The organism is Rahnella bruchi (assembly GCF_003614975.1).
Taxonomy (GTDB): domain Bacteria; phylum Pseudomonadota; class Gammaproteobacteria; order Enterobacterales; family Enterobacteriaceae; genus Rahnella; species Rahnella bruchi.
This window is the reverse complement of the sequence record NZ_QZWI01000005.1, coordinates 1-12,330: the sequence shown is the minus strand read 5'-3', so window position 1 is coordinate 12,330 and position 12,330 is coordinate 1. Positions and strand designations below refer to the sequence as shown.

The 12,330-nt window shown below is 53.0% G+C and carries 13 protein-coding genes; 6 read left to right on the top strand and 7 right to left on the bottom strand.

Annotation, left to right across the window (positions count from 1 at the left end; translation table 11 throughout):
- Positions 1-140 precede the first annotated feature (140 nt).
- From glpD to ulaG, 7 genes are all read right to left on the bottom strand, one after another.
- Positions 141-1,652 carry a glycerol-3-phosphate dehydrogenase gene (glpD, locus tag D5398_RS11285; protein ID WP_120507725.1) on the bottom strand — a complete coding sequence of 504 codons (1,512 nt, stop codon included), beginning with the start codon at positions 1,650-1,652 and terminating at the stop codon, positions 141-143.
- Positions 1,653-1,929: 277 nt separating this feature from the next.
- On the bottom strand, positions 1,930-2,688 hold the full coding sequence (locus D5398_RS11280) for a DeoR/GlpR family transcriptional regulator (RefSeq protein WP_120132894.1): 759 nt from the start codon (positions 2,686-2,688) through the stop codon (positions 1,930-1,932).
- 13 nt (positions 2,689-2,701) lie between these two features.
- Positions 2,702-3,532 (bottom strand): rhomboid family intramembrane serine protease GlpG, encoded by an 831-nt coding sequence (gene glpG, locus D5398_RS11275; RefSeq protein ID WP_120507724.1) that lies wholly within the window; start codon positions 3,530-3,532, stop codon positions 2,702-2,704.
- 220 nt (positions 3,533-3,752) lie between these two features.
- Entirely contained in the window at positions 3,753-4,943 is a 1,191-nt protein-coding gene (locus D5398_RS11270; RefSeq protein ID WP_120507723.1) for a trans-sulfuration enzyme family protein, read from the bottom strand.
- A gap of 143 nt (positions 4,944-5,086) precedes the next feature.
- A complete protein-coding gene (gene glpE / locus D5398_RS11265; protein ID WP_120507722.1) occupies positions 5,087-5,407 on the bottom strand; it encodes a thiosulfate sulfurtransferase GlpE in 321 nt (106 codons plus the stop codon).
- Between the two features lie 84 nt (positions 5,408-5,491).
- A complete protein-coding gene (ulaR, locus tag D5398_RS11260) occupies positions 5,492-6,247 on the bottom strand; it encodes an HTH-type transcriptional regulator UlaR (protein ID WP_120507721.1) in 756 nt (251 codons plus the stop codon).
- A 117-nt stretch (positions 6,248-6,364) separates the two neighbouring features.
- Complete coding sequence (gene ulaG, locus D5398_RS11255) at positions 6,365-7,429, bottom strand: L-ascorbate 6-phosphate lactonase (protein WP_120507720.1); 1,065 nt, start codon at positions 7,427-7,429, stop codon at positions 6,365-6,367.
- Between the two features lie 403 nt (positions 7,430-7,832).
- Here ulaG and ulaA point away from each other — a divergent pair, with 403 nt between their 5' ends.
- From ulaA to D5398_RS11225, 6 genes are read left to right on the top strand one after another with little or no spacing between them, the layout of a single operon-like run.
- On the top strand, positions 7,833-9,236 hold the full coding sequence (gene ulaA / locus D5398_RS11250) for a PTS ascorbate transporter subunit IIC (RefSeq protein WP_120507719.1): 1,404 nt from the start codon (positions 7,833-7,835) through the stop codon (positions 9,234-9,236).
- Positions 9,237-9,264: 28 nt separating this feature from the next.
- Positions 9,265-9,573: a PTS ascorbate transporter subunit IIB gene (gene ulaB / locus D5398_RS11245; protein WP_120507718.1), complete on the top strand. Its 309-nt coding sequence runs from the start codon at positions 9,265-9,267 to the stop codon at positions 9,571-9,573.
- Positions 9,574-9,583: 10 nt separating this feature from the next.
- Complete coding sequence (gene ulaC, locus D5398_RS11240; protein ID WP_120507717.1) at positions 9,584-10,054, top strand: PTS ascorbate transporter subunit IIA; 471 nt, start codon at positions 9,584-9,586, stop codon at positions 10,052-10,054.
- A 25-nt stretch (positions 10,055-10,079) separates the two neighbouring features.
- Entirely contained in the window at positions 10,080-10,736 is a 657-nt protein-coding gene (locus D5398_RS11235) for a 3-keto-L-gulonate-6-phosphate decarboxylase UlaD (protein WP_120507716.1), read from the top strand.
- A 10-nt stretch (positions 10,737-10,746) separates the two neighbouring features.
- Positions 10,747-11,607 (top strand): L-ribulose-5-phosphate 3-epimerase, encoded by an 861-nt coding sequence (locus D5398_RS11230; protein ID WP_120507715.1) that lies wholly within the window; start codon positions 10,747-10,749, stop codon positions 11,605-11,607.
- A complete protein-coding gene (locus D5398_RS11225; protein WP_120507714.1) occupies positions 11,604-12,293 on the top strand; it encodes an L-ribulose-5-phosphate 4-epimerase in 690 nt (229 codons plus the stop codon). The genes D5398_RS11230 and D5398_RS11225 overlap by 4 nt, the downstream gene beginning before the upstream one ends.
- Positions 12,294-12,330: the final 37 nt, after the last annotated feature.

Below are 12,330 nucleotides of genomic sequence, written 5' to 3'. Positions count from 1 at the left end.
GATGGGCGATATTAGGCGCAGACATCAACGTTTGATGTGACGGATGTCGCAAACGGAAGGAAAGCAGAAAAAGTGAAGTGGGATAAATAAAAAAATCCCCGACGGGAAAGGTCAGGGATTTAGACAGGAATTGAGAGAATTTAAGACGCCAGCGACAAATGTTTCTTCTGCTGTTTGTGTGTTTCCAGCCACTCGGCGACACGTTGTTGCTGGGTTTTGTCCAACCACATGCCGAGTTTGGTGCGGCGCCAGATGGCATCATCGAGTTGTGAAACCCACTCTTTTTCCACCAGATAACGCAGTTCAGCCTCATAAAATCCATGACCGAAATCTTCGCCCAGCGATTCCAGGCTGGTCGCGTCATTCAGGAACAATTCCGTCTGACTGCCGTAAGTGCGCGCATAACGACGTGCCAGCGATTCCGGTAACCATTTGAAGCGGGTGCGCAGATTGGCGCTGTAAGTATCGCGGTCGCCATTCAGTTTACCGCCAGGCAGCACGGCAGTTTTGGTCCACGCAGGACCGGCTTTCGGGTAGTACTTCACCAGCTTTTCCAGCGCGTGTTCCGCCAGTTTACGATAGGTAGTCAGCTTGCCGCCAAATACGGAAAGCAGCGGCGCTTTGCCGTCCTGATCATGAACGTCGAGCGTGTAGTCACGGGTCACAGCCTGCGGTGAATCCGATTCGTCATCACACAGCGGACGTACGCCGGAATAAGTCCAGACGATGTCTTCGTTGGTCAGCTGTTTCTTAAAGTGGTCATTGTAGACCTTCAGCAGATAACCGATTTCTTTATCATCAATTTTCACGTCTTTCGGATCACCGTGATATTCCACGTCGGTGGTGCCGATGATCGAGAATTCATCCATCCACGGGATCACAAACACAATACGGTGATCTTCGTTTTGCAGAATGTAGGCCTGTGGCTGATTGTGTGCACGTGGCACCACAATATGGCTGCCTTTGATCAGACGAATACCGTATGGCGATTTCAGCTTCAGGCCGTCATCGAAGAAATGTTTCACCCACGGGCCGGTAGCGTTCACCAGACCTTTAGCCCGCCAGGTGTAGGTTTTGCCGGTGTCGATATCTTCGGCTTCGACCATCCACAGGCCGTCTTCGCGCCATGCCCGAGTTACGCGGGTGCGGGTACGGACTTCGCCGCCGCGCTCTTCCACTTCCTGTGCGTTGACGACCACTAAACGCGCATCATCAACCCAGCAGTCAGAGTATTCAAAACCTTTGGTCAGCTCGGATTTCAGTACGGATTCACTGCCGAATTTCAGGCTTTTACTGGCCGGCAGGCTGGTGCGTTTGCCCAGATGGTCGTACAGGAAAAGACCGGCGCGGATCATCCAGGCCGGGCGCAAATGCGGCTGATGTGGTAAACGGAAACGCATCGGGAAAGCAATATGCGGTGCCATTTTCAACAGCACTTCGCGTTCAGCCAGCGCTTCGCTAACCAGACGGAATTCGTAGTGTTCCAGATAGCGCAGGCCACCGTGGATCAGTTTCGAACTGGCCGAAGAGGTCGCGCAGGCCAAGTCTTGCGCTTCAAGCAGCAGAACAGACAGCCCGCGGCCAGCTGCATCTACTGCGATGCCGGTACCATTAATACCGCCACCAATTACGATCAAGTCTTTGGTTTCCACGTCATCTTCCTCCAGATGTTCGCAATAGCTCTTTTATGTTCGTTTTCGCTCACGATTGTAATCGAGAATCGACAAACAAGCCAAGCGTTAACCAAATAAAAACAATTATGCGTGATGAAGGTAACATTTCTGTGTCGGTTTCGAGCAAAACGGCAAAGAGGGAACGAAACCGAACGCGATGAAGCGTGGAATTTTTCGAAATTGTTCGTTTTAAGGAGAGGGCGAAGGGGGGAGGAAAAGCAGGAGCGCGGATTTCGCGCTCCTCAAAAAGGCAAAATCAGCAAAGCTCGAGATGAACGTCGTATTTTTCGATGATACGTTTTACGCTGTCCGGCGGCTGTTTGTCGGTAAACATATAGTGGATTAAATCCATTTTACCGAGGTTCACCATAGCATTACGGCCAAATTTTGAATGGTCGGTGACCAGCATGACGCAGCGAGAATTTTCGATAATCGCGCGTTTGGTTCGCGCTTCGTGATAATCGAATTCGAGCAAAGAGCCATCCATATCAATGCCGCTGATGCCGAGAATGCCGTAATCGAGGCGGAACTGGGAGATGAAATCGAGCGTTGCTTCGCCCATGATCCCGCCATCCCGCGCGCGGACTTCACCCCCTGCGAGGAACAGACGGCAATCGTCTTTGGCGCTGTAGAGCGTGGCTACATTCAGATTATTGGTGACGATGCGCAGGTCTTTATGATTAAGCAACGCATGTGCCACCGCTTCAGGTGTCGTGCCAATATCGATAAATAAGGTCGAACCGTCGGGGATCTGGCTGGCAACGCGCGCGGCAATCCGCGCTTTCGCTTCTGACCACATCACTTTACGGTCATTGTATGCCGCATTCACTGAGCTCGAAGGTAGTGCCGCACCGCCGTGGTGGCGGTGAATTTTATTCTGTTCGGCCAGGTCGTTGAGATCACGGCGAATAGTTTGCGGGCTGACTGCAAAATGTTCCACCAGCTCTTCAGTACTGACATAACCTTGCTGGCGAACTAAATCGATAATCGCATCATGGCGTTGTGTTTGTTTCACCCGAATCCCCTGCTTACTTGCGTTTTTTGCGCGGTGAGCGCGTATCAACAAATGCCATCACCAGACCCAGACCCAGGCCAAAGGCGTGTGCGGCATTAGCCACGGCTGCGCCACCTGTGGCATAACCGATGAACATAAAGATCAGAGAAATGACCAGCAACCCGCCGGGAACATACAAACGACTTTCTGGTTTCAGCTGCCCGGTCAGCCAGGCGTAACCCATCAGCGCGTACACCACGCCCGACAATCCGCCAAACCAGACGCCGCTGACCATCGACTGGCCCCAGCCGCTGATTAACGCAGAAATTAATGTGACGGTGAATAGTTTTCCGCTGCCCAGATGCATTTCAATCTGGCTGGCCAGATACCACCACCAGGCCAGGTTGATCAGGAGCGCGACAAACGAGAAATTCATCAGGGCAGGTGTGAACCAGCGCCAGACCTGGAAGACGCGCGAACTGTCCGGCCACGCCAGCCAGCTCATGACTAATTCGTCACCGACCATTTGTTGCAGGATAAACACCGCCAGGCATAACACGATCATGCCGATGGTCAGCGGGCCCGCGCGGCTGCGCAGACTTTTCAGAAATGGGGTATGCGACATTTTTAAATGCGGCTGCGTTTTTCCGGTTTTCCAGCTGGCTTCCTGATAACGCGGGTGCAGCGGGTCGCGGACAAACAGCGCGACCTGTTTTTCGGCTTCTTCCAGACGGGATTCGTCCTCCAGCCAGAGCTGAACTTCCTGACTTTCAAGTTTTATGGTCAGTGTAAAACCCAGCGTTGCCATGTAATCGACAAACGCCTGAGCGAGACGGGGATTGTTCAGATTTAGAATGCGCACCATAGCGTTAAACGGTTTCCCTAATTGTTTGATTTGCTGCCGTCATTTTAGGGCAACACCTTATCTGCCAGCGTGAAGGAAGTCGATTATAACGTCAGACGGGGCGGGAAGGGGAAATTACGAATGCGGTGTCATGACCGGAAACAGAAAAATTGTAGTGATGTGATAGGGATCGAAGTCTTTTGCAACACCGCCGGATGACGGTGCTGAAAATCTTGAGAACTTACAGCCCTTCCAGCGCCTGTTGCAGGTCCGCTATCAGGTCGTCGGTGTCTTCGATACCAATACTGATACGCACCAGTCCGTCAGTGATACCGCTCTGACGGCGGATTTCCGGCGCGACGGCGCTGTGCGTGGTCGATGCCGGATGGCACGCCAGCGAATCGGTGTCGCCGAGCGAAACTGCCTGCGTGATGATGCTCAGTTTATCGAGGAAAGTCCGCGCGGCATTCAGTCCGCCCTTCAGCTCAATCGCCATAATCCCGCCAAACAGCTTCATTTGTTTGGCTGCGGTGTCGTGACCGGGATGCTGTTTCAGACCCGGATAAAATACGGTTTCCACCGCGCTGTGTCCGTCGAGGAATTCCGCCACCGCCTGAGCACTCAGCGAGCTGGCTTCTACGCGTAAAGGCAGGGTCTTCAGGCCGCGGATCAGCAGGCTGGCTTCGAACGGACTCAGATTACCGCCGAACTGCTTCAGACCCAACGTGCGGATTGGCGTGATTAATGCCGCAGAACCGGCCACTACGCCACCGGTCGCATCGCCATGACCGCTGATATATTTGGTTGCGGAGTGCAAAACGATATCTATACCCAGTTCCAACGGACGTGTCAGATACGGCGTGGCAAAGGTGTTATCCGCCACACTGACCGCATTGGATGCTTTGGACAGACGGGCGATTTCAGCCAGATCGGCGATATCCAGCCCTGGATTGGCTGGCGTTTCTACCAGTACTACTTTGGTGTTTTTGGTGAATGCGGCTTCCAGCTCATTCACATTCGCGACGTGAACCGGTTTGATTCCGTAACGCGGCAGAAGGTTGCGCACCACGCCTTCAGTGCCGCCATACAGCGTACCGATATGAATAATTTCATCGCCGGGGGCCAGCAGGGCAAACAGGGTGGCGCTGATTGCAGCCATGCCACTGGCACTCGCCACTGCTGTTTCTGCGCCTTCGAGCGCCGCCATTTTTTGTTCGAAAACGGTCACGGTCGGATTGGCGAAACGGCTGTACATATAGCCCGGTTCTTCACCGCTGAAACGACGTGCGCCGCTGTCAAAATCCGGGTAGGAGAATGCCGACGTGGCGGTGATTGGCGTAGCAATCGCGCCGGTCACGGTATCGGGCTGTTGTCCGCCATGAACGGCGAGCGTACGCATACCTAAAGAACGTGAAGTGTTCAGATGTTTCATCTTGAAATCCTGTCGATAGTAGGCGGAAATTATATCAACACTGGAGAAAGGTAGCTTTTTCAACTTAAGAACATTTTCGGCGCAAACTTGTTAGCCTGGTTATAAAGACTATAGCTTGCGCCGTAAGCAAATAAAGGGAGGGATCAGGCTTCGATATCTTGCGGGAAGGTTTTTGACCAGGCTTCGAAACCGCCGTCAACGCTGTACACCGATTCGAAACCCTGAGAGATCAGAAATTGCGCGGCGCCACGACTGCTGATGCCGTGGTAGCACATCACCAATACCGGCGTTTTGGCGTCAGCCTGCTGGATGAAGGCGGGCAGGCTGTCATTACTCAGGTGATAAGCGCCCGGTGCATGCGCTGCGCCAAAGCTTTGCGGGTCACGGATATCGACCATCACGGCTTCGCCTGATGTCAGGCGGGAATGCGCTTGTTCTACGCTGATTGCTTCAAATTGTTCCATTCTGGTCTTGCCTCATAAAAGGATATGCCGTCATTCTACCCAATAATCGCACGACGAAGACCAGAGGAAATGAAGGGGTAATGCTTAAACCAGAATGACTTTCACGCCTTTCTGACGTAATTGTTCGATAATTTCACTGTCTGCTTCTTTACCGGTGATCAGCACATCGATCTGCTCAGTGCGGCTGAACAGCATGCCCGCGCGCTGGCCGATTTTGCTGCTGTCGACCAGTGCCGCCAGATTTCCGACATAATTCAGCATCTTCTGTTCAGCCATTGCCGTCAGCATGTCGGTTTTATACAGGCCGTCAGTCGTTAGTCCTGCGCCGCTGGTGAACATCCAGTGTCCGGCATACAGGCTGGCGTCGCCGTCCTGGGGTGCCAGCGTAATAGACTGACTTTTATTGTACTGACCGCCCATGATCACCACGCTGTCATGCTCCTGCTCAATCAGATAATTGGCCAGTGGCAGATAATTAGTGATGACCTGAATATCTTTCCCGCACATTTCGCGGCCTAACAAAAATGCCGTTGAACCGCAGTTAATCACCACGCTTTCACCCGGCTGGCAAAGTGCGGCAGCCGCTTTGGCGATACGCATTTTCTCGTTGAGATTGTGTGTCTGATGGATGTTCAGCGGCGTCCAGTTCTGGCGCGGCTGATTTACGGCTTCAGCGCCGTTGCGTACTTTACGCAATTTTCCCAGTTCGTTGAGCTTGGTGATGTCACGACGCGCCGTGGCCGGTGAGATATCAAATTGATCAATCACATCTGCGACCGAAATCTGCCCCTGACGTTGCAGGAGATCGAGAATGGCATTGTGGCGTTGTGGCTCAGTCATGGTGGCTCCGCGCAAAATCGTTAAATGATTATTCCATGATTATAAACGAGCATAATTGCAAAATGCATTGTTTATGAACAAGCGGAGCATCTCGCCTCCGCTTGTTCGGAGGATGTCTTAGAGGAAGGATTTAAAAGGCAGATCCGTTTCTGTCGTAAAGCAATCCTCGAATCCGCGCGGATAATGATATTCGAAATTATCCTTATCATCCGGATACGTGAATTTGCCGCCAACCTGCCAGATAAAGGGTTTGAAGCCGTATTTCAGGCGATCCTTTTTCATCTCCCACAGCACGCGGATTTCCTGCGGATCGGCCTGGAAATTCGACCAGATATCGTGGTGGAACGGAATCACGACTTTGGTGTTCAGCGATTCCGCCATGCGCAGCATATCCACACTGGTCATTTTATCGGTCACACCGCGCGGGTTCTCGCCATAAGAGCCGAGCGCCACATCAATCTGATACTCGTTGCCGTGTTTGGCATAGTAGTTGGAATAGTGTGAATCGCCGCTGTGATACAGGTTTCCGCCCGGCGTTTTGAACAGATAATTCACCGCGCGTTGATCCATCATATCCGGCAATACGCCTGCGGCTTTCTGGCCGGCGGGCAGGGTGATCAGCACCGTGCGGTCGAAGGAATCCAGTGCGTGAATTTCCACATCTTTAATCCGCACCACTTTGCCCGGCGTCATCACGATGCAGCGGCTGGCAGGTACGCCCCAGCTCATCCATAAATCCACACAGGTTTGCGGGCCGATAAACGGCACGTCAGCTGCGCAGTTTTGCATGACGGCAGCGGCGACATTCACATCGATATGGTCGTTATGATCGTGGGTGGATAATACTGCGTCGATCTCCCGGATAGCAAAGGGATCGAGCACAAACGGCGTGGTGCGCAGATTTGGCTGAAGCTTCTTCACGCCAGCCATGCGTTGCATCTGGTGGCCGGTTTTCATCAGCGGGCTGCTGTGATTTTGCTTGCCGACGCCGCACCATAAATCGACGCAGATATTCGCACCGCCCTCAGATTTCAGCCAGATCCCCGTACAGCCCAGCCACCACATGGCAAACGTGCCCGGCGCGACTTTTTCCTGCTCGATTTCTTCGTTTAACCAGGTACCCCATTCCGGAAAAGTACTGAGGATCCAGGATTCGCGGCTGATCGTTTCTACTTTGCTCATAGTATTCCCTCATCTGAGTTAGCTTTGAATGGTAGTGTCATAATAAATCATTAAATGATTGTATGTGATTATTTTATGAGAAAGCTATCATCGAAAACTCAGCGTGACAATGATTTTCATGACAGGATGTTTGACTTAACCGGGAGGGAGGTAATCAGTCTGAGAAAAACTGAGTATGAAATTAATGACTGGAATGATAATCATATGTTTGAAATATATAATTAATATTATTTTATAAGCTATAAAGAAATTAATCACCGGACGATATCTTGCGAGACTGCTCACAAATAATCATTGTGAATCTTTATCTGATTCAATGTGAGCATTAGAGTGCATCTGTCCCTCACTTTCTTACGCATTGTGCAGCGTCAGGAAGATCAAACAAGGTCAGACGGAGAGTCTTATGGAATTCCTCTACACCATCTTCACCGTATTTTTTAATCAGGTAATGACCAATGCGCCGTTACTGCTGGGTATTGTGACCATGCTCGGTTACATCCTGCTCAGGAAGAGCGCGACGGTGATCATCAAGGGCACGATCAAAACCATTATCGGCTTTATGTTGCTTCAGGCCGGGTCCGGCATTCTGACCGGCACCTTCAAACCGGTGGTGGCAAAACTTTCAGAGGTTTATCACATCAACGGAGCGATATCAGATACTTACGCATCGATGATGGCGACGGTCGAACGCATGGGTGACGCCTACAGCTGGGTCGGTTATGCGGTACTCATCGCGCTCGGACTGAATATCCTGATGGTGGTCTTCCGCCGTATTACCGGCATTCGCACCATCATGCTCACCGGCCACATCATGTTCCAGCAGGCGGGGCTGATTGCGGTGTTCTTCTTTATCATGGGTTATCCGATGTGGACCACTATCTGGTGCACGGCAATTCTGGTGTCGCTGTACTGGGGCATTACGTCGAACATGATGTACAAACCGACGCAGGCCGTGACTGAAAACAGCGGGTTCTCGATTGGTCATCAGCAGCAGTTTGCTTCGTGGATTGCCTACAAAATCGCGCCGTATCTGGGCAAGAAAGAAGAGAGCGTGGAAGACCTGAAACTTCCGGGCTGGCTGAATATTTTCCACGACAATATCGTGTCTACCGCCATCGTGATGACCGTGTTCTTCGGCATTATTCTCTGCTCCTTCGGCCTCGACACCCTGCAACAAATGGCCGGAAAAACGCACTGGACGATTTACATCCTGCAAACCGGTCTGATGTTTGCGGTGGCGATTTTTATCATCATTCAGGGCGTGCGCATGTTCGTCGCTGAACTGACTGAAGCCTTTAACGGCATCTCCCAGCGTTTAATTCCCGGTGCCGTTCTGGCGATCGACTGCGCGGCTATTTACAGCTTTGCGCCGAACGCCGTGGTATGGGGCTTTATGTGGGGCACCATCGGCCAGCTGATCGCCGTCGCCATACTGTTTGGCATGGGCTCATCCATCATGATCATTCCCGGTTTCATCCCGATGTTCTTCTCCAACGCCACCATCGGTGTGTTTGCCAACCACTTCGGCGGCTGGCGCGCGGCACTGAAAATCTGTCTGGTGATGGGGATGATTGAAATCTTCGGCTGCGTCTGGGCCATCAAACTCACCGGCCTGAGCGCCTGGATGGGGATGGCTGACTGGTCGATTCTGGCACCGCCAATGATGCAGGGCTTCTTCAGCCTCGGCATGGCCTTTATGGGCGTTATCGCGGTGATCGCATTGCTATATATGTTCTTCGCTGGCCGTACTTTACGGGCCGAAGAAGATGCAGAAAAACAGTTAGTTAATCAGTCCACTTCTCACTAATGGCTTCTCACAAACCAACGAGGTTCCCATGACAGTACGAATTCTGGCGGTATGCGGTTGCGGGCAGGGCAGTTCGATGATCATGAAGATGAAAATCGGTCAGTTTCTGACGCAGGAAGGGGTGGATCACACCATGAACAGTTGCGCGGTGGGGGAATACAAATCAGAACTGAACGGCGCCGACATTATTGTCGCCTCCACGCACGTGGCAGATGAAATCACCGTCAGCGGCAATAAATACGTTGTCGGCGTGCGCAACATGCTGTCGGCAGCCGATTTCGGCCCGAAAGTGATGGAAGTGATCAACGCACACTTTCCATCGTCGCTGAAAAAATAGGGAATGTTTTATGAAACTGCGAGATTCACTGGCTGAAAACAACTCGATTCGCCTCAACGCAGAAGCAGAAACCTGGCAGGACGCCGTAAAAATTGGCGTCGATATGCTGGTGGAGGCCGGTGTGGTTGAGCCGCGTTATTACCAGGCGATCCTGGATGGCGTGCAACAGTTCGGGCCGTATTTCGTCATCGCGCCGGGTCTGGCGATGCCGCATGGTCGTCCGGAAGAAGGAGTGCTGAAGACCGGTTTTGCGCTGGTGACGCTGAAAACGCCGCTGGTGTTTAACCATGAGGATAACGATCCGGTAGATATCCTCATCACGCTGGCCGCGGTGGATTCCAACGCGCACCAGGAAATCGGCATCATGCAGGTGGTGAATCTGTTTGATGACGAAGCCAATTTTGACCGCCTGCGCGCCTGTACCACCGCGCAGCAGGTGCTGGATTTGATCGACCAGACTTCCGCCATGGCGGTTCACTAATTCGTTAGCAGAGAAGGAATTCATTATGTCTCAGTCATTACCGATGTTGCAGGTGGCGCTGGATAACCAGTCAATGGCAGACGCCTATAAAACCACGCGCCTGATCGCCAGCGAAGTCGACATTATCGAAGTCGGCACGATTTTATGTGTCGCAGAAGGCGTGCGGGCGGTACGTGATCTGAAAGCGCTGTATCCGGATAAAATCGTGCTGGCCGATGCGAAAATCGCTGATGCCGGAAAAATCCTCTCGCGTATGTGTTTTGAAGCCAGCGCCGACTGGGTGACGGTGATTTGCTGCGCCGACATCAACACCACCAAAGGTGCGCTGGATGTGGCGAAAGAATTCAACGGCGACGTGCAGATTGAGCTGACCGGTTTCTGGACCTGGGAACAGGCGCTGGAATGGCATGATGCGGGCATCCGGCAGGTGGTTTATCACCGCAGCCGCGACGCGCAGGCCGCCGGTGTGGCGTGGAGCGATGCTGATATCACGGCGATTAAACGCCTTTCCGGCATGGGCTTCAAGGTGACCATCACCGGCGGTCTGGCGCTGGAAGATTTGCCGCTGTTTAAAGACATTCCGGTGCACGTTTTCATTGCCGGACGCAGTATCCGTGATGCCAAAGATCCGGTTGATGCGGCGCGTCAGTTCAAAAAATCTATCCGCCAGCTCTGGGGCTAAGGAACTTCGCATGATGCATAAAGCCGTTCCGCTCGGGATCTACGAAAAGGCGCTGCCTGCCGGTGAAGACTGGCTGAAGCGTCTGATTATGGCGAAAGAACTGGGCTTCGATTTCGTTGAGATGTCGGTGGATGAAACCGATAACCGGCTGGCGCGGCTTGACTGGTCACGCGAGCAGCGACTGGACATCGTGGACGCGATTTCGCGCACCGGCATCCGTATTCCGTCGATGTGCCTGAGCGCACACCGGCGGTTTCCGCTGGGTGCAGAAGACGATGAAACCCGTAATCACGGGCTGGAAATCATGCGCAAAGCCATCGTACTGGCGCAGGATTTGGGTATCCGCGTGATCCAGCTCGCCGGCTATGACGTCTGGTACCAGCAGGCCAACGACCATACCCGCGAGCGTTTTCGCGACGGTTTGCAGGAATCGGTCGAAATGGCCAGCCGTGCGCAGGTAACGCTGGCGATGGAAATCATGGATTACCCGCTGATGAATTCGATCAGTAAAGCGCTCGGTTACACGCACTACCTGAATAATCCGTGGTTCCAGCTATATCCTGACATCGGCAATTTGTCGGCGTGGGACAATGACGTCCAGATGGAACTGGCGAGTGGCGCGGGACATATCGTCGCTGTACACATTAAAGATACGCAACCCGGCGTGTTTAAAAACGTACCATTCGGCAGCGGCGTCGTGGAGTTTGAGCGTTGTTTTGCCACGCTGCAAAAAAGCGGTTATCGCGGGCCGTATCTGATTGAAATGTGGAGCGAAACCGCTGCTGATCCGATGCAGGAAGTGCGTAATGCGCGTGCCTGGGTGGTCGATAAAATGCAAAAAGCCGGGCTGAATATGGAGGAAACAGCATGACGGACGCGCTGAAACAATCTGTTTTTGCGGCCAATATGGCGCTGCCCGCGTTTGGTCTGGTGACCTTTACGTGGGGTAATGTCAGCGGCATCGACCGCGAGCGCGGGCTGGTGGTCATCAAGCCGAGCGGGGTGGAATACGAAAGAATGCAGGCCAGCGATATGGTGGTGGTGAACCTGCAAGGTGAAGTCGTGGAAGGGCATTACAAACCGTCCTCCGACACCGCCACGCATCTTGAGCTTTACGCCCGTTTCCCGCAGCTTGGCGGTATCGTGCATACCCATTCTACTTACGCGACATCGTGGGCGCAGGCTGGTATTGCCATCCCGCCGCTCGGCACCACGCACGCCGATTATTTTGCCGGCGCCATCCCTTGTACGCGACCATTGTCGCAACACGAAGTGAACGGGGAATATGAACTGGAAACCGGCAAAGTGATTGTCGGGGCGCTGTGCGGCACCGACCCGCTGCATATGCCGGGTATTCTCGTCGCCCAGCACGGCCCGTTCTGCTGGGGAACCACGCCTGAGCAGGCGGTTCACAACGCCGTAGTGCTGGAAGAAGTCGCCAAAATGGCATGGATCACCGGCTCAATCCGGCGCAGCCAAACCCCGATGGATGATTACCTGCTGCAAAAACATTTCAGCCGCAAACACGGTCCGGATGCGTATTACGGACAGAAATAATCGCTATTGAGATGCCATTAAACCCCCACCCAACCCT

Excerpts from the sequence above, each read along its gene's own strand:
- glpG (WP_120507724.1), bottom strand. The coding sequence starts at position 3,532 with ATGGTGCGCATTCTAAATCTGAACAATCCCCGTCTCGCTCAGGCGTTT.
- D5398_RS11270 (WP_120507723.1), bottom strand. The coding sequence starts at position 4,943 with ATGAAACATCTGAACACTTCACGTTCTTTAGGTATGCGTACGCTCGCC.
- glpE (WP_120507722.1), bottom strand. The coding sequence starts at position 5,407 with ATGGAACAATTTGAAGCAATCAGCGTAGAACAAGCGCATTCCCGCCTG.
- ulaR (WP_120507721.1), bottom strand. The coding sequence starts at position 6,247 with ATGACTGAGCCACAACGCCACAATGCCATTCTCGATCTCCTGCAACGT.
- ulaG (WP_120507720.1), bottom strand. The coding sequence starts at position 7,429 with ATGAGCAAAGTAGAAACGATCAGCCGCGAATCCTGGATCCTCAGTACT.
- ulaA (WP_120507719.1), top strand. The coding sequence starts at position 7,833 with ATGGAATTCCTCTACACCATCTTCACCGTATTTTTTAATCAGGTAATG.
- ulaB (WP_120507718.1), top strand. The coding sequence starts at position 9,265 with ATGACAGTACGAATTCTGGCGGTATGCGGTTGCGGGCAGGGCAGTTCG.
- ulaC (WP_120507717.1), top strand. The coding sequence starts at position 9,584 with ATGAAACTGCGAGATTCACTGGCTGAAAACAACTCGATTCGCCTCAAC.
- D5398_RS11235 (WP_120507716.1), top strand. The coding sequence starts at position 10,080 with ATGTCTCAGTCATTACCGATGTTGCAGGTGGCGCTGGATAACCAGTCA.
- D5398_RS11230 (WP_120507715.1), top strand. The coding sequence starts at position 10,747 with ATGATGCATAAAGCCGTTCCGCTCGGGATCTACGAAAAGGCGCTGCCT.
- D5398_RS11225 (WP_120507714.1), top strand. The coding sequence starts at position 11,604 with ATGACGGACGCGCTGAAACAATCTGTTTTTGCGGCCAATATGGCGCTG.